Origin of the sequence: Paenibacillus sp. USHLN196, assembly GCF_037144955.1 — a bacterium.
Taxonomy (GTDB): Bacteria; Bacillota; Bacilli; order Paenibacillales; family Paenibacillaceae; genus Paenibacillus; species Paenibacillus xylanexedens_C.
The window spans coordinates 254463-272718 of sequence record NZ_JBBCYH010000002.1; the positions used below are offsets into that span (position 1 = coordinate 254463).

Annotated in this window: 14 protein-coding genes; 10 read left to right on the forward strand and 4 right to left on the reverse strand. The window is 47.6% G+C overall.

The window, feature by feature from the left end; genetic code table 11:
* The first annotated feature begins 61 nt into the window (after positions 1–61).
* On the forward strand, positions 62–577 hold the full coding sequence (locus WFI24_RS04415; protein ID WP_336759064.1) for a hypothetical protein: 516 nt from the start codon (positions 62–64) through the stop codon (positions 575–577).
* 117 nt (positions 578–694) lie between these two features.
* Here WFI24_RS04415 and WFI24_RS04420 read toward each other — a convergent pair whose 3' ends face one another.
* A complete protein-coding gene (locus tag WFI24_RS04420) occupies positions 695–2431 on the reverse strand; it encodes a methyl-accepting chemotaxis protein (RefSeq protein ID WP_336759632.1) in 1737 nt (578 codons plus the stop codon).
* A gap of 428 nt (positions 2432–2859) precedes the next feature.
* Here WFI24_RS04420 and WFI24_RS04425 point away from each other — a divergent pair, with 428 nt between their 5' ends.
* Positions 2860–4830, forward strand: a complete 1971-nt coding sequence (locus tag WFI24_RS04425; RefSeq protein ID WP_336759065.1) for a CotH kinase family protein — start codon at positions 2860–2862, stop codon at positions 4828–4830.
* An 82-nt stretch (positions 4831–4912) separates the two neighbouring features.
* On the opposite strand, the gene WFI24_RS04430 is transcribed toward WFI24_RS04425, so the two are convergent.
* Entirely contained in the window at positions 4913–5854 is a 942-nt protein-coding gene (locus WFI24_RS04430) for an NADP-dependent oxidoreductase (RefSeq protein ID WP_336759067.1), read from the reverse strand.
* A 393-nt stretch (positions 5855–6247) separates the two neighbouring features.
* On the opposite strand from WFI24_RS04430, the gene WFI24_RS04435 reads away from it, so the two are divergent.
* Positions 6248–7936: a methyl-accepting chemotaxis protein gene (locus WFI24_RS04435; RefSeq protein WP_336759069.1), complete on the forward strand. Its 1689-nt coding sequence runs from the start codon at positions 6248–6250 to the stop codon at positions 7934–7936.
* Between the two features lie 34 nt (positions 7937–7970).
* Positions 7971–8615 carry a CatB-related O-acetyltransferase gene (locus tag WFI24_RS04440; protein WP_145320931.1) on the forward strand — a complete coding sequence of 215 codons (645 nt, stop codon included), beginning with the start codon at positions 7971–7973 and terminating at the stop codon, positions 8613–8615.
* Positions 8616–8943: 328 nt separating this feature from the next.
* Here the strand turns inward: WFI24_RS04440 and WFI24_RS04445 are convergent, their stop codons facing one another.
* On the reverse strand, positions 8944–9216 hold the full coding sequence (locus tag WFI24_RS04445) for an HU family DNA-binding protein (RefSeq protein WP_036606368.1): 273 nt from the start codon (positions 9214–9216) through the stop codon (positions 8944–8946).
* 99 nt (positions 9217–9315) lie between these two features.
* The gene (locus WFI24_RS04450; protein WP_017690333.1) at positions 9316–9516 is read right to left on the reverse strand and encodes a cold-shock protein; all 201 of its coding nucleotides are present in this window, start codon (positions 9514–9516) and stop codon (positions 9316–9318) included.
* Between the two features lie 170 nt (positions 9517–9686).
* On the opposite strand from WFI24_RS04450, the gene WFI24_RS04455 reads away from it, so the two are divergent.
* The 6 genes from WFI24_RS04455 (at position 9687) to WFI24_RS04480 (ending at position 18246) form a co-directional block, all read left to right on the forward strand.
* Complete coding sequence (locus WFI24_RS04455; RefSeq protein WP_336759083.1) at positions 9687–10577, forward strand: tyrosine-type recombinase/integrase; 891 nt, start codon at positions 9687–9689, stop codon at positions 10575–10577.
* 340 nt (positions 10578–10917) lie between these two features.
* The gene (locus WFI24_RS04460) at positions 10918–12525 is read left to right on the forward strand and encodes a response regulator (protein ID WP_336759085.1); all 1608 of its coding nucleotides are present in this window, start codon (positions 10918–10920) and stop codon (positions 12523–12525) included.
* The gene (locus tag WFI24_RS04465) at positions 12522–14348 is read left to right on the forward strand and encodes a cache domain-containing sensor histidine kinase (protein WP_336759087.1); all 1827 of its coding nucleotides are present in this window, start codon (positions 12522–12524) and stop codon (positions 14346–14348) included. The genes WFI24_RS04460 and WFI24_RS04465 overlap by 4 nt, the downstream gene beginning before the upstream one ends.
* Positions 14326–15453, forward strand: a complete 1128-nt coding sequence (locus tag WFI24_RS04470; RefSeq protein ID WP_336759089.1) for a substrate-binding domain-containing protein — start codon at positions 14326–14328, stop codon at positions 15451–15453. The genes WFI24_RS04465 and WFI24_RS04470 overlap by 23 nt, the downstream gene beginning before the upstream one ends.
* Before the next feature lie 149 nt (positions 15454–15602).
* Positions 15603–16664 (forward strand): galactose ABC transporter substrate-binding protein, encoded by a 1062-nt coding sequence (locus WFI24_RS04475; protein WP_336759090.1) that lies wholly within the window; start codon positions 15603–15605, stop codon positions 16662–16664.
* A 76-nt stretch (positions 16665–16740) separates the two neighbouring features.
* Positions 16741–18246 carry a sugar ABC transporter ATP-binding protein gene (locus WFI24_RS04480; protein ID WP_145320918.1) on the forward strand — a complete coding sequence of 502 codons (1506 nt, stop codon included), beginning with the start codon at positions 16741–16743 and terminating at the stop codon, positions 18244–18246.
* Positions 18247–18256 lie beyond the last annotated feature (10 nt).

Consider the following 18256-nt stretch of genomic DNA (forward strand, 5'->3'; position numbering starts at 1 on the left):
ACGATTCTACGTCCAAAATCTAAGAGCCAAATTCTTAATCAGAATGAAAGGAGGTCTAACCTTGAAACATTTCTCCTATATCCTTATGATGTGTCTTGTCCTACTCGGTTGTTCAGATGCCTCACTGGAAAGCAACGATACAGCACGAGACCAAATTCAAAGAGAAGGACAGACGATGACGGCAACCAGACAACTGGGTGAATATGAACTTCAGTTAATCGTCCAACAACAAGGCGAACCTACCTTAACATTTCAACCGGGAATAAAATATATAGGCCAAGATGCCATCAATGAGATATATCATTCCAAAGAAGTGTTTGATATAAATCTGCAAATGAATGGGAAGACGATTCTCCCGCCTAGGTCGGGCACCAGTGAAGAATTGGCAACTAAATTAACGAAAGATCGTTGGTATTCGGAAGAATTTGAAATAACACTCACACCAGAGCAGGTTCAATATATATCGAATGGTGAGGTCGATCTTGTTCTTAATGCCGGATTTCGATCCGAACATTCCGGCTACAGTGACGAGAAGAAGATGACGATAAATGCAGAAGAAATACTGTCATTTAAATGATACCGGGAAAGTACAGAGCCTACCCTGGTAACAACAAAAAAACCAAGGATTTGAGTTCAGTTACTCATGAGCCTTGGTTTTTTTCTGTATCTATGACTTTTATATATCCTATTAATTCTATTCTGCTCGTACTTTAAAGAACGAAATCAGCTCTTGCAGTTGCTCGGATACAACCGAGAGCTCGTCGGAGGCACTCACAATGGCTGCCATGGAAGCTTCCTGCTCTTCAATGGACTGCTCAATTTGTTTACTGCTATTGGCTGCCTTGCTGACATTGGCAGAGAGTTCATCGGCTGTGGCAGACATTTCTTGGGTGCTTGCAGAGATCTCTTCGGTAGAGCTGGAGATATCCTGAATCTGGTTTGCAACTTTATTTGTAGCATTCAGAATGTTTTCGAAGAATACGCCAGTCTCTTGCGTAACTTCCAAGCCTTTGGTTACTTCCTTGGAACCTAGCTGCATCGCCTCGGAAGACTGGATGATATCCCGCTGAATTTCCTCAATTAACTGTCGAATTTGCTTCGCTGATTCCTGAGATTGCTCTGCCAGGTTACGTACCTCGCCTGCAACCACGGCAAATCCTCGTCCTTCTTCACCTGCACGGGCGGCCTCGATCGAAGCGTTGAGGGCCAGCAAATTGGTTTGTCCGGCAATCTCCGTAATCAGATTGACAATGTTGCTAATTTGGTTCGAGTTATTTTCCAAAGACTGAATGGACTCGGATGTATGTTGCACTGCACCGGAGATGAGGCGCATCTGCTCAATAACTTGCTGCATTACCACATTACCCGTACTTGAGCGCTGCTCCATGCTGAGGGCTTCGTCTGCTACATCAGCTGAACTGCTGGCGATCGTCTGCACTACCGTTGACATCTCTGTCATGGCGCGTGCATTCTCCACAGTCGCTTTGTCCTGTGACACCAGTCCGGTGGATATTTCCCGGATGTTGTGGCTGATGGATTGAATGTTCACATTATTTTTCTCGGAAATTCCCAGTAGTTGTTTGGAAGATTCCGAGAGGTGATGAGAAGTATTCTGTACTTTGTAGATGGTTGTATTGAAACGATGAATCATGGCATTGAACTTCTCGTTAATGACACCCAGATCATCTCGTCCTGTATCAATGGTGACATCCAGATTGCCTGTGCTGACTTCCTCGATTCCCTTCATCAGGTTGCGAATCGGCAGCAACGTTCTTTTTAGCAAAATGAATTGCAACACCATGAACAGGATCAGGAAACCGACAAGGAACATTAATCCGTACGTAAGTAATTCATTTAGTCCTTTTGGAACCGCACTTGCATCGACATCGAAGAAAAGAGCAGCGTACATGGAGCCATCTGCGTTATTAATCGGATAGATTAGTGTAGTCCAAGTTCCGTAGTCATCGGTATAGAAATCACTGAAAGCCGGCTTTCCGTCCTTCTTCATCTGTTCCAGCACTACAACGTTATTCTCGGGCAGCGAGTACATGGCACCTGCGAGCAGATTGTCTTGCTCGAATGGCTCCAACAAGTTCGTTGGAATCGCGATGATGGACGTTCCGTTTCCTTGCTCAAGTTCTGAACCGAAAATGTACGCTTGCGCGATGTTTGGATAGAACTCATGGATGGAATCGAGATAAGCCTTCATTTCCTGCTGTACAGGACCGGCGTAGCTTTTTTCACTGGCGGCTTGGGCGACTTTGGCGATGTCCAGATCGTTATATGATTTCTGGGTGATGACAGTGGCTTGGTCATGCAACTGTTCTACCAGAATGTTCTTTTGCAGCTGGTAAGCCGCGGTAATCAGGATAATACCAATTAAGGTGATGCTACCGAATGAGATCACCAAATTTTTAACAAAGAAAGGCATGGTACTCCAGCGAAGCTTATTAAACAAGGTTGTTCACTCCTTCTACAATTGTGACGAAGGACTTATCCTGGGCGTTGTACACGCTATGTAATTTTAGATCTAATGTGATTCTTTTTTACTTCTGTAAAACGGCTTCTGTAATATGTTTTGCTATTCACGTATATGAACTCCAGGAAAGTTCTACTCCTCAGTTATATCGTTATTTCGACATACTAATGTTAGATATTTCAAGTAAAATAGGACTTATGAACCGGTTCCTTGGAATTAAATTGCGTTTTTACATGACTTCACGTATGTCGATGGAAACTTCTTTAGCACAAGCCACACGGGTGTTTATTGAAGATGATTACCATTTAAGATTCGCTAAAGGTTCGTCCTCTACCATGGTTACATAAGCCTCAGTTGCTTAACAGAAACCAAGAAGGAGGATGTATCATTTGAATATTATATTACGAAAAGTTGCAGTAACGGCATTATCCGTCACGATGGTAACGGCATCTTTGGGTCTGATCGGAAGTCCTAATGCGGCATTTGCCACAGAGAGTACAGCGACAATTACGAGTGCAGGCGTAACGCAGGCTTATGAGTCGTTGTTCCAGACGGATAACGTCATTGATGTGAATGTAACGATTGATGATGCGGACTGGAAGAGCATGCTCGAAAGCCCGCTGGATAAGGATTACAAGAATGTGAGTGTGGAAGTGGACGGCAACAAGCTGGACAACGTTGGTTTCTCCACCAAGGGGAACCTGACCCTGAAAGCCGTAGCCTCCATGGAAGAATCGGAACGTTACAGCTTCAGATTGAAGTTTGATAAATACGACAAAACACAAACCTTGCTTGGACTAGACAAAATGGTGCTGAATAACAACTACGCTGATCCATCGTATATGCGTGAGGTACTTCACTACGAAGCACTTCGCAGTATTGGTATGGATGCACCGATGACGAATTACGTTAATCTGTATGTTAATGGCGAGCTGGTTGGTTTCTATACCGGCGTTGAAGCGGTGGATGACAGCTATCTGGAGCGCAACTACGGTGAGGATTACGAAGAAGGCGTCCTCTATGATACGGATGAGAAGAGTTATCTTCAATATGAAGAGGGCAGCGACTACAGTACAATCACCAAAGACTTGGGTACGGATAAGGACAAAGCAAAACTGAAAACTTTCATCCAAACGCTGAACGAGATGCCAGAAGGTGAAAAAGGCGATATCGAGAGCGTGCTGGACGTGGATTCGGCGCTTCAATATATTGCAGGCAACATGGTTTTCGGCAACTATGACAGCTATAACGGCGACAAAGGGCACAACTACATGCTCTACAGTGATGCCGACGGCAAGTTCACGGTTGTTCCTTGGGACTTCAACATGTCCTTCAACGGGTACTCGGGTGGAGGCGGACGTGGCACAACAACCGGATCAACCACAACCAACACCAACGCAACGAACGTATCTGTGGACGAGCCTGTACTGGGTATCGGCATGGAAAATGTACCGATGATTAACAACCTGCTTGCTGTGCCGGAGTATAAGGAAAAATATTTGAGCTACGTCAATGAACTGACGGACTATCTGGAAGGCATTCAGGATCGTATTACTGGCCTTGCTGCTGAGATTCGTCCTTATGTGGAAGCAGATCCAACGAAATTCTATACGATAGAACAGTTTGAATCCAACATCGCTTATTCTGCCAATGCAGATGTAGCAGGTGGTATGGGCGGTACACCACCAGAAGGATTTGAAGGCATGACACCCCCCGAGGACATGGGAGGCATGACGCCGCCTGAAGGTTTCGAAGGAATGACACCTCCAGATGGGACAACACCACCAACAACGAGTACAGACACTACGCAGACACGTCCTGGCGGTAACTTTGGCGGCGGTGGAGGCGGAGGCATGGGCTCCATGGCTGCCGGATCACTGACGACATTTGCACTGAACCGTCTTGCGAATCTGCAAGAGCAACTTGGGCGTGAAGTGACACCATTGCCTGAGACTTCGGAAGAGACAGATTCCAATACATCATCCGGGGCAACGGACGAAACCATTACCGTAACACTCGATGGTAAATCGATCATATTCCCGGATCAGGACCCGCTGCAGCAAAGTGGCCGAGTGATGGTGCCTTTGAACGCAATCCTCGAAGCAATGGGTGCAGAAGTGACATGGGACAAAACAGCGAAGACGGTCACAGCTATTCTGAATGACCAGTCCCTTGTGCTCAAGATCGGAAGCAGCACGGCAAGCGTAAATGGGGAGACACTCGAAATGGATACACCGGCAATTATTCAAAACAGTCGCACACTCGTGCCCGTTCGATTCATCTCTGAAGGACTGGGATTGACCGTGGATTGGGATCAAACCGCTGCACAAGTAAGCCTTACATCTAAATAAGAAATATCTCTGAGGACAATGTTGTTTTACGGAGAATGATAAAAGGGATTCGATGGTCAGATCGAATCCCTTTTTGTTCTGCTTAGACCGATCGCACGTCCAGCAAAATTCGGCCACGTCCATGTCTGGACTCACTTTTGGCATGTGCTTGATTCGCTTCACTTAAAGGAAAGATGGAATCAATCTCTGAACGGAGGGAGCCGTTAGCGATAAGCTGAGCGATTGTGTACAGATCCTCTGATGTCGGAAATTTGGAATTAAACTTGGCGGTAACGCCATACTGCGCTGCTTTTTCGGCAGAAGGCAATTGAGTTAACGATACCAGCCTGCCCCCAGGTTTCAGAACACCCCATGAGCGCTCTTCGATCCCTCCACCAACAGCGTCAACAACCAGATCAACATGGCTTAACAGCTCTTCAAACAGGGCCGTCTTGTAATCAATCACTTGATCGGCACCCAATGAAGCAACAAAATCAACATTGGCACCAGACGCGGTAGCAATAACGTGAGCGCCTTTCCATTTTGCGAGCTGCACCGCGAATTGTCCGACACCACCCGCAGCAGCATGAATCAGTACCGTTTGTCCTGCTTCCAGCTCACCCTCGGTGAACAGCACCTTCCATGCAGATTCGGCTCCGCCTTTGATGGTCGCAGCATCCTCAAAACGCAGGTCGTCCGGCATATGAACCAAATCCGTAGCAGGAGCAATGCCATATTCAGCATAACTTCCGTTCACATTACCGAAGACGCGATCTCCTGGCTGAAAGGTACCGACACCTTCTCCCACGGATTCAACGATACCTGACATGGCCGTTCCGGGTGTATAAGGCAGCTCTTTGACAAACACGTTCTGCAACCAGCCATTACGAATCTTCCAGTCCAGCGGAATGGCTCCTGCATACTGAATGCGTACCAGAACTTCTCCGGCAGCTGGATGGGGCATATGGACTTCCTGTTCGAACTGTAATGCCTCTGGGCCTCCGTATTGATGAACTTGGATAGCTTTCATACTAGTTGTATGCATTATCTACACGCTCCAGTCGTTAAGGGAATAGGTTGAAGATGAATCTATCTTTTCGTCTTTATTCTTCTGTAGATGTCATACTGTACTCAAACTTTCTTAATTATGTTGTCGGCAACTAAAATATATCATTTTTTTGTGTGGTTGGCAACATAATATAGATATTTATATACCGATAGTCGTTTTAAATTTCCAAACGGAAGGACATTCTCACATGATTACGGAGAAAACGTAAAAGATTAGATCTTAAGAGGATTGTTTTGTGACAAAAATCACTGCATCATTATAAATTATGTGATCTGTCCTACCGATAAGACTATATGTGATATTCGAAACGGCATCGAAGTCGGCTTGAATATCCCCACAATTACATAGGGAAAAGGGTGGCTCACACACATGCGAAGCATGAGCATCGGTACCAAAATTAGTTTGATCGTTATCAGTATATTTATCGTCTTCTCCTCAGCTGTGGCGGTAAGTGTAATCCTGGAGATGAGACAGGGGATTACGACATTTGCTACAGAGAAGGCGAAGCGAGATCTGGCGATGGCGAATCATATCATTACATATAAGTATCCAGGAGACTGGGCTATTAAGGACGGACAATTATTCAAGGGAGATACCGCGCTGGAAGGCAACTTTGAACTGGTGGATGAGATTGGAGAAGCTTCTGGTGACACCGTGACGATTTTTCGAGGTGATGAACGTGTCGCAACGAATGTCATGGTGGATGGAAAGCGTGCTGTAGGCACGAAGGTGTCCGAAGAGGTCGCTCAGACCGTTTTGCAACAAGGGGAAAGGTACTTTGGTGAAGCTGTGGTTGTAGGTCAGAAATATCAGACGGCCTATGAACCCATCAAAAATGCATCGGGAGAGATTATCGGAATTTTCTATGTAGGCGCTTCTCAGTCGTTAATTGACGTGATTATCTCCTCGTTCCTCAAGACGTTCCTGATTGTATTCCTGCTCGCGATGTTGGTCGCGATTACCCTGATCCTGTTGTACGTTCGCAGGGTAAGAGTAAGGATCGAACGGGTATCCATGGCGATTAAGCGTGCGGGCACGGGCGATTTCACACAGCCGGTTGTGGACGACGTCCAAGACGAGATCGGATTGCTGGGTACGGGATACAATGAGATGAGAAGTAATCTGCAGGTCATCATTCAAGGTGGACTTCAGGCTGCGGAGAAAGCAGAACATTCGACTGGGCTGCTACTGAAGATTGCGGACCAGACAGCCAATGAATCGGCCCAGATTGCATCTTCCGTTGAACAAGTGGCTCAAGGAGCAGAGAGTCAGACGATTAGTACGGAAGAGAATCTGCAGGCGATGGAAGAAGTAGCTATAGGCGTACAACGTATGGCAGACAAGGCCTTGAGCATCTCCGATTCAGCATTGTATTCACGCAAACAGGCAGAAACCGGAGGAGAAGCTGTACAGCTGACCGTTCAGCAGATGTCTACAATCGAATCCTCCGTTACCACAACGGATGAAGTCATTCGTATGCTGGAAGGGAAGTCGGCACAGATTAGCCAGATGGTTTCCACGATTCATGAGATCGCGAATCAAACGAATCTGCTTGCGCTCAATGCATCCATTGAAGCGGCAAGAGCAGGGGAGCATGGCAGAGGATTCGCCGTGGTGTCTACGGAGGTACGCAAGCTTGCTGAACAAGCTGGAGACTCTTCGGATCGTATTGAAGAATTGGTTCAAGCCATGGAACAAGACATGAAGCAATCCCTATCGGCCATGTCAAGAGTGAAGGACGAAGTGCAAGAAGGGCTACGTTTGACCCGCGAAACTGAACAAAACTTCAGCCTGATCCGGGATACGAACCTGCGCATGGCCATAGAGATTGAGGACATGGCTGCGACGAGTGAAGAGATGTCCGCAGGCGTGGAGCAGATCGTTGCTTCCGTACATGAGATCGCTCGCCATGCGCAGACGGCTAGTACCAATTCACAACAGGCAGCTGGATCTGTCCATGAACAGCTTAAGTCGGTAGAACAGATCAAGGCATCTGCGGCTATTTTGTCCGATGTGTCGACAGAGCTGCAGACCTCACTTAGTCCGTTTAAGATTTAATATCTGTTACAATAGGGAAAAGGAGGGACTGCCTATGGCCCCTGATAAAACAAAACTTTTCCCGAACGAGAATATCCGCACTGTATGTTACATTCAAAACCTGCCGCCTCGTTCCAACGTGGACATTGGTGATTATACGTATTATAGCGATAACACGAATCCGCCAGAGCAATTCTATGACCGGATACAGCATCATTATGACTTTATTGGTGATCGTTTGGTCATCGGCAATTTTTGTGCGATAGCAGAAGGAGTGACATTCATCATGAATGGCGCCAATCACCGGATGGAGGGTATGACGACGTATCCTTTCAACATATTCGGTGGGGGATGGGAGCGCGTGACACCTACACTGGAGCAACTTCCATATAAGGGTGATACGGTGCTGGGGAATGATGTCTGGCTTGGACAACATGTGACGATCATGCCTGGTGTAACCATTGGAGATGGCGCCATTGTCGCTTCCAATTCGACCGTTGTTAAGGACGTTGAACCTTATACGATTGTTGGCGGTAATCCAGCCAAGACTGTCAAAAAGCGCTTTGACGAAGAAACAATTGCGCTGCTGCTCGAACTAAAGTGGTGGGAGAAGGATGAGGTATGGCTGGATACTTATCTGGAACGCCTTGTCTCTACCTATGATTCACAGACATTGCGCGAACTTCTGAACAGCAAGTAGCACAGGTGTAAAAAGAAGACAAGAAAATGGCTGGTTCCTGAAGGAGCCATTTTCAAGCAAATCAGGCCCTGGACCGTTTTGAGCGGATCAGGGCCTCTTGTTGTCCAAGATGAAATGTTAATTTAGCGGGTGGGTGGTCGTAGGGTACAATCGGACTTTGTTGATGATGGGGACTTAGAGTGAGTGTGATCTTCTGTATGATCCGGGTTCGTCTGCTTACCTGAATAAAAGTTAATGATATCATCAACGGTAGAAAAGACGACATTTACATCCATTTTATCATTGTGTGTTTGAATAAAAACCTCTTTTCAATGGGGTGTTGCGTTGTTTAATTTAAAGCTTCTTTCATGCTTAAGCCTGCTGTGAATACAGGAACTTTACCTGCAGGTAATTGAATTTCTTTGCCTGTTTTACGGCTTCTTCCGGTTCTTGCTTCACGCTTCTGCACTTCAAATTTCCCGAATCCAACCAGTTGAACTTCTTTACCTTCTTTGAGAGCTTCGAGAATCGAGTCCAGTACAACGGTTACAGCCTTTTCAGCATTCTTCTTGGAGAAACCGCCAGCCTTAGCTACTTCTGTGATCAATTGTTCTTTATCCATGGGGAATACCTCGCTTTCATTCTTGGGATGTGGAATCTTTACTGTGCAAAATATGAGTAAATAAAAAGCTGCCTTATTAATAAGGCAGCTTTCATATAATTAAAGTTTAGTAACGTTCTCAGCTTGTGGTCCACGGTTGCCTTGAGTTACTTCAAATTGAACGCGTTGACCTTCGTCCAAAGATTTGTAACCTTCACCTTGAATTGCACTGAAATGAACGAATACGTCTGTTCCTTCTTCAGTTTCGATAAAGCCGAATCCTTTATCCGCGTTGAACCATTTCACTGTACCTGTTTGCATGTGATTCCTCCAAAAAATAAGTTTTTAGCCGATCATTATGACGAGTATAAATTAAAAAATTGACACTCACCTGGTGCATTTAAACCACAGACTTGATGTCCGCTAATGTATCGATTAATATGATAATACCATGTCCGCTAATATAAGTCAAGATTTGGAGGTATTTTCTAATGAATCATTCATCAGTGATATCGGTGCAGCGGAAACCGACGATAGAAGAATTCGTACATGTGCTTGCCAATGAGGGAGATTTGCATCCCAAAACCGTGAAGGAATACGCAAGTGATCTGAAGCACTTTATCGAATGGTATAAGGAAAGCACCACGCTCGGCGAAGAATTCACATTGCGAATTGAAGACGTGAACACATCCACTTTAGTCAATTATCGTGAAGATTCACACAAAGTTATGCTTTTGAAGCCAGCTACCATTAACCGGAGATTGATTACGTTGAAGCGTTTTTTCAAATGGGCTGTCTTGGAAGCCGGGCTCAGCAGTGATCCTTCCAAGGCATTGAAATTCATTCCGGAAGACAAAGTCAGTCCACGCCGAATGACAGTCGAAGAAGAACAAGCATTCATCTCCGCGGTGGGGTGCAGCAACTCCCTTCGGGATCAGACCATTCTTACCCTTATGTTTCACACAGGCTTGCGCACGATGGAGGTATGCAACCTCACGCCTTATGATATCGAGCTTGGTCAACGGAGTGGTCACCTGACAGTAAGAGCTGACAAGCGCAATGGACAACGAAAGATCCCTTTGAATATGCAGTGTATCGTAATATTGACTCAGTACTTATCCGGACTTGCTAGCGACAGTTCTTACCTGTTCCCCTCCGAGAAGACAAATGATCGTTTAACGGAGAGAGCACTGCGCCACCTCATTAAAAAAGTCATGATTGCAGCAGGGCTGGAAGGCCTGAGTTCACATGATCTGCGCCATCGTTTTGGCTATGCCATGGCAGAACATACGCCGTTGCACCTTCTGGCGGACATGATGGGACACACCAATCCTGATACGACAATGGTTTATGTTAAAGCTTTAAATGCGAATCATCATTGAAATCAGAACGAAGGATCCATTTTAGGTAGAAACAAAACTCCTCTTATTAGAAGTACTTCGAAATTTACCGTGTTTGTATTACTTTAACCTACCCTTAGCATTCATATACTACCCTTAACATGTCACAGAGGCACCGCCCGTCAGGGTTGCCTTACCTCTAATGAAGAAAGCGATTACATAATCCCGATAATATTGTATATTATGATGGCAACCCTGGAACGTATCAACATGAGCATTTTGCATAAGACCCGTGAGCGATGAATATCAAATGATGCAAAAGCTGAGATCTATATTATTAATCGGGTGTTGGGCCCGTCATATAAAAGGGAGGAATCCGCACGTGTACCGGGTACTGCTGGTGGATGATGAAGAAGATGTGCGCGAAGGGTTAGTGGTGGAGGTCGATTGGGAAGCGCTCGATCTGCGGATTGTCGGTTTGGCTGAAAATGGGCGGGAAGCATTGGAGATGGCGGAGCGGGTAGAGCCGGACATTGTGGTGACCGATATCAGCATGCCGTTCATGAATGGTTTGGAACTCGCACAAAGATTGCGGAAGCGAAATCCACTCGTGAAAGTGGTCATTTTGACCGGATATGATGAATTTGATTATGCCCGGCAAGCCATCTCGCTAAGTGTGGATGAATATCTGCTGAAACCATTCTCGGCAGGACATCTCACCGAATTGCTGACAAGGCTGCGTGCCCAGATGGCGGCAGAAGTAGCTGAGCGTGAAGATGTACAGCAGCTGCGTGAGCATTATCATACCAGCTTGCCGTTACTACAGGCAGATCTGATGGCGACCTTGCTCCATCGTCAGAAGTCCTCCACATACATTCATAGTAAAGCCAAACAATGTGGGTTGGATCTGACAGGAGAACGCTATGGCGTATCTGTATTGACACTGCACATGGACGAAGATGCTGAACTGAAACGGTTTGCTGCACTTAACATTGCGGCAGAAGTATGGGCGGAACACGGCGCTGGTCATGCGTTTATGCATCAGGAGACGATCGTCCTGCTCTATGTGGATCGGTGGGGCGGTACAGATGGAGCGAAGCGACAACAGAAGGCATTGGAAAATGTCATGCGAAGCATCAACCACTACTTGCGCATCCCGGCGACAGTGGGATCTGGGCAGATCGTGAATACACTTGCGGATGTGAATCATGCCTATGAAGATGCCATGCTGGCACTGGATTACCGTCTTGTACCCGGAACAGATTCTATTATATATATTGCGGATGTGGAGCGTCAGACGGCTGGCAAGCTGCGGTTTGACGAGTTGAAGCAGCAGACGCTGACACGTTGTCTGAAGGCAGGTACGCAGGCGGAGCTGGAGGAAGTGCTAGAGATCATTTTCCGGGAAATTACGGTCGAACATAGTCGAAGTGATATTCAACTGTATCTGATTGAAGTGTTAACGACGGTATGGAAGGCAGCGCAGGCATCAGGAGAAGAGATGGAAGATATCTTCGGTGCAGGGTTCCAATTATATGCGGATCTGTTCCGATTACCGGGACTTGCTGAGGCACAGAGGAAGGTGCGGGAGGTCTGTCTGCTTGTACAACATCGCATTGCGAGCGGACGCCAGCATGTATATAAGGATATTGTCGAACAGGCGTTAGTCTTCACGAAAGAGCATTATGCTGACCCGGATCTGTCCATTCAGAAAGTGTGCGGACATCTGCACATCAGCTCCGGTTATTTTTGTGGCATTTTCAAAAAAGAAGTACAGCTCACCTTCCTGCAATACCTGATGCAGATCCGGATGGAGGCAGCCCGGGAACTGCTTCGCTCCACAGAGCTGAAGTCGTTTCAGATTGCGGAGCAGGTTGGCTTCGCCGAACCGAATTATTTCAGTTTTTGTTTCAAGAAACATATCGGTGTCTCACCCAAAGAATATCGTAAACAGGCTTCTCTGGCAGCTAGTGAAGGTTCAATCCGATGAGATCAGTTGTCAGATGGGTGAAGTCTATCGGACTTCAGTTACGCTCTCGTCTGCGTTCATCCAGGGTCAGCAGTATCCGGTTTATTATTACATGGTCCTTCTCCGTCTTCATCGTCTTGGTGCTGACCATCATGGCGTTGCTTCTGCATGACAAGTTCACCCAGGCTGCCGAGCGAAGTGCGGAACTGACGACGAGACAGATTGTGGATCAGGTTAGCTATAATCTGGAGGATTACGTCCGCAGCATGTCGCATCTGTACCGTGCCATTGAGGAACACATGCTGCGTGACGGGACATGGGAAGGGGAGCAGGTGGATAAACAGCTCGACACACTGCTCAGCAGTCGTGAGGATATCATCTCCATAACGCTGCTTGATTCCAAGGGGCAATTGCTGAAGAACAGACCTACAGCTGAATTAAAAACCAGTGCCCATGTGACACAGCAAGGGTGGTTTCAGTCTGCGCTCCGCGTGCCAGATCATCTTAGTTTCTCGTTACCTCATATTCAGAACATGTACACAGGCCCATACAAATGGGTCGTTTCCATGAGCAAAGGCATAACCATACGGCAAAATGGTCAGGACCGACAGATCATCCTGCTGGTCGATATCAATTTCAAACAGATGGATGAACTGAGCCGCAGGGTCAGTCTGGGACAACGGGGATATGTGTATATCATTGATGAGAGCGCAGGCAATATTGTGTACCATCCGCAGCAGCAATTGATGTATATGGGACTCAAAAGTGAGAATATCGAACAGGCTTTGGTGGCTACCGGCAGTTATGAAGATGAGGCAGATGGGCAGAAAAGGTTGAATACCGTGAAGTCCGTTGCCAATATTGGGTGGAAAATCGTGGGTGTGGCCTATCTGGATGAGATTATGACCACCCGTCAGGAAGTGAACGGATATCTCATTCGTGTCCTGGTCGTTGTCCTGGTATTGGTTATTATCGTGTCCCTGTTTCTATCCTCCAGTCTGACTCGCCCAATCCGGCGAATGGAACGTAAGATGAAGGCCGTAGAGCGTGGGGATTTTAACGTAGAGTTGCCTATTGAAGGACCGCTGGAGGTGGAACGTCTATCCCGTCGCTTTAATCTGATGGTCAATAAAATCCGAACCCTAATGGATGAGATCATCCATGAACAGGAGCAGAAGCGGCGTCTGGAGCTGGAGGCTTTGCAGGCTCAGATTAATCCACATTTCCTATACAACACCCTGAATTCTGTGGTGCGCATGGTAGGCATGAGCCGTAATGAGGAAGTGATTACGATGATCACGTCACTCTCGCGCCTGTTCCGCATCAGTCTGAGTCAAGGCAAAACAATTATAACGATCAGGGAAGAGCTGGAGCATGCGCAGCATTATTTGACGATTCAGCAGATGAGATTCAAGCGCAAATTCAACTTCACGATTAAGGCCGATGATACACTTCTGGATTGCCTGACATTGAAGCTGGTGCTTCAGCCCTTGATTGAGAATGCCATTGTTCATGGCATCGAGTACCACATGGATGAGGGATGTATTGAGGTTGATGTCTATCGTGAGGATAACAAGCTGGTGTTTCGTATTACAGATAATGGGGTTGGCATGACGGAAGAGCAGATGTCGGGATTATTAAGTGGTAGTCCGGTTGTCAAAAGCGGTGCAGGATCAGGTGTAGCTGTCCGCAACGTACATGATCGAATTCGGCTCTATTACGGGGAGGCATATGGCCTTGAATTTGCAAGTGAGTTGGAAGAAGGCACCACGGTCTGGATGCGGATTCCCATTCAATTGCAGCAGAAGGAGGGCGAGCCTGATGATCGACAGCCAAGTGAATAGGAACGATGCCCATGCGAGCTTCCGGCGAATTCGGAAACGTAGGTTGGTATTCCTGACAGCTGCAAGCTGCTGTCTGCTAATATGTGCAGCCTGTGGCATACCGAGTCCCGATGACCGTACATTACCGCCACGTATCGCGCTAATTACGCCAGCTGGGACAGGGGAACTTGCGGAAGCCATCCGGCTTGGTGCCGAGGCGGCTGCCAAAGAGAGCGGGGCAGAACTAATGACCGTGGAAGCCTACCCTTCCGACGGTAATGTGTACACGCCCTCCATTCCAGACTCCGTTGGCAGTCAGATACAGCTTAAGCAGGCCCATGCAGACCGCCGAACGTTGTCTCGTAGTGCGCGAGAGCAGGCTCAGGTGGAAGCCGCCGCCTTGGCTCTGAAGCAGGGAGCATCAGCTCTGTTAGTTGATCCCCTGAGCGAGACGGCGCTCAGCGACATTATTCAGGAGGCGCAGGCAACGAATTCCGATGGAGCCATTGTTCCTGTCATTGTGCTTAACGATGAATTTCCCGTGAAAGGCATCACCAGTGTCATCTCCATGGATAATGTGGAGGCTGGACGGCAAGCAGGGCGGGCCATGGCGGAGCTGCTGGAAGGACGAGGGCATGTGGCTTTATTGGGTCCAGATCCTCTTAATTCCGGTCTGATTCACAGAGAGCAGGGTGTGATGGAAGTCCTGGAACAGTATCCTGACATCCAAGTGGAACCCAAATCGGTATGCAATACCCGGGACGGGTGTTGGCAGGCGTCGAAGCAGCTGCTGGACCAACAGCAGGTAGATGGCTTCATTGCCCTTCAAGAACCGGCTTCTCTGGGAGCAGCCGATGAACTGAATCGACGCAAGTCTGCGGATAAGATAAGGATTGTTGGATTCGGCAGTGAACAACAGCAATTGGAGCAGCTTCAGGAAGGGGTCTTTGAGCATCTCATCGTCCAGAATGGATACAGTGCAGGTTACCTGGGACTGAATCAAGCGGTTGCGCGGCTGAACAATCAACAGGTGCAGGCGAGAGTGTTACTTGAGACGAAGCTGGTTAGTACCGACAATATGTTCTGGATGGATAACCAGAAGCTGCTGTTTCCTTTTGTACAATGACGAATACGGAATGATGAAATGAATCCATTTCTTAACTTGAGGAAGATTTCGATAGAACAGGTGAAGATATTGTATTCGAATTTAATGTAAACCCTTTCATAATAAAGACATCGGTGAAGCCGAATGAACTTGGGGGAGGTCATTAGGATATGAAGAAGACATGGATGACACTGTTGATTACGGCATGTATGGTTGTGGCGGCGGGTTGTAGCAGCGGCGGAGACAGTGCAGGTGGAAGTACGGGAACAGATACAGGCGGTCAGACAGCAGCTGGGACGGAAACACCGAAGATTGGTGTCGCTATCTACAAATTCGATGATACGTTCATGACCGGTGTACGTAATGCGATGAACGCAGCAGCGGAAGGTATTGCAACCTTGGATATCGTGGATAGTCAGAATGCACAGCCCACTCAGAATGAGAAAGTCGATCTATTTGTATCCAAGAAATATAATGCAATGGCTGTGAATCCGGTAGACCGCACAGCGGCGGGCGTCATCATTGACAAGGCCAAGGCAGCGAACATTCCAGTCGTGTTTCTCAACCGTGAGCCGGTAGCGGAAGACATGAACAAGTGGGATAAAGTGTACTATGTCGGAGCTAAAGCGGAAGAGTCTGGTACGATCTCCGGACAGCTGATTGTGGATTACTGGAAAGCACATCCGGAAGCAGACAAAAATGGCGATGGCAAACTGCAATACGTCATGCTGAAAGGGGAACCGGGCCACCAGGATGCAGAGCTTCGAACCAAATATTCGGTTCAGGCGATCCAGGATGCCGGTATCGAAGTGGAAGCACTGGCGGAAGACACGGCGATGTGGGACCGCGTGAAAGGTCAGGAGAAAATGCAGGCATTCCTTGCTTCCCATGGCGACAAGATTGAAGCCGTTCTCGCAAACAATGATGACATGGCGCTTGGAGCCATTGAGGCATTGAAAGCAGCCGGATACTTCAAGGATGGCAAATTAATGCCGGTGGTAGGTGTGGATGCAACAGCTCCTGCCATTCAGGCTCTACAGGATGGTACGATGCTGGGCACGGTACTTAATGATGCCAAGAATCAGGGTGCTGCCACGGTTGCTCTGGCTTCTGTCCTTGCCAAAGGGGAGACACCAACGAAGGAAAATACCAAATACGACATTACAGATGGGAAATACGTCTGGATTGCATACAAAAAAATTACGAAAGACAACATCGCCGACGCCCAATAACAGCAGTAGACAGGGACGTCCGTCATTCGGGTAGCGTCCCTTTTTTTGCCGGTCATATGGAAGGGGAGGATACAAGATGGAATCACCTTACCTGCTGGAGATGAATGGAGTTTCCAAAGCATTTCCGGGTGTGCAGGCACTAAGTCAAGTGACCTTGAAGGTGAAGCCGGGAACGGTTCACGCCTTGATGGGAGAGAATGGAGCGGGCAAATCTACGCTGATGAAATGTCTGTTCGGCATGTATCGACCAGATGAAGGAACGATACGCATCGAAGGAAGGGACGTGGATATTCCCAATTCCAAAGCTGCACTTCAGCAAGGGATATCCATGATTCATCAGGAGCTGAATCCGGTCCCGCATCGTCCGGTGATGGAGAATATCTGGCTGGGTCGTTTTCCGATGAGGGGAATACTGGTGGACGAGAAACGGATGTATACCGATACACTGGCTCTGTTCAAGGACTTGAACCTGGATATTGATCCGAAGGCTCAAGCTGGAACATTGTCTGTCTCCAAGATTCAATCGATGGAAATCGCCAAGGCGGTCTCTTTTCAATCCAAAGTCATCGTCATGGATGAGCCTACTTCTTCCCTGACAGGCAAGGAAGTGGACCAACTCTTCGCCATTATTAATGAACTACGCAGTCGCGGCGTATCCATTATCTACATTTCCCACAAAATGGAGGAGATCCTGACGATCTCGGATGAAGTCACGATCATGCGTGATGGCTTCGTTGTAGGTACATGGGACGCCGCGGATTTAACAACAGATCTGATCATCACACGCATGGTGGGTCGTGACATGGACGAACGATTCCCGGAACGGACGAATGTACCCGGTGAAGTCATTCTGAAGGCAGAGGGTCTGACATCGAATCAGTCGAAATCGTTTCGGGACGTATCCTTTGAGCTGCGAAAAGGCGAAGTGCTTGGCATTGGCGGCCTGGTTGGAGCACAGCGGACAGAATTGATTGAGTCTTTGTTCGGACTGCGCGGTCTCGCTTCAGGTCAGATTTCGATCCATGGACGCAGAGTAAAGATTAATTCTCCCGCTGCCGCAAAGCGTCACAACATTGCGTTGCTCACGGAAGAACGAAGGGTGACAGGGATATTTCCTGTGTTGTCGGTGTATGAGAATACCATTATCGCAAGTCTTGGCCGTTACAAAAATCGCATAGGTTTGTTGAATGAGAAAAAGGGCCGCGAGGAAGCAAGGGAGCAGACAGAGAAGTTTAGAACCAAAACGCCTTCGGTTAACACGCTAATTCGAAACCTGTCCGGTGGTAATCAACAGAAAGTTCTACTGGCTCGCTGGTTGCTGACCGACCCGGAGATTCTGCTGCTGGACGAACCGACGCGTGGAATCGATGTAGGGGCCAAGTTTGAGATTTACACCATTATTACGGAACTGGCTCGTCAGGGCAAAAGCATTATCATGATTAGCTCAGAGATGCCTGAGCTTCTGGGCATGTCGGATCGCATCATGGTGATGAGCGAAGGACGTCTCACCGGAATCGTGGACGGAGCCGAGGCAACTGAGCAGGATATTATGAGGCTGGCCGCGCAGCAGCGGATGGCTTAGTCAGGAGGGA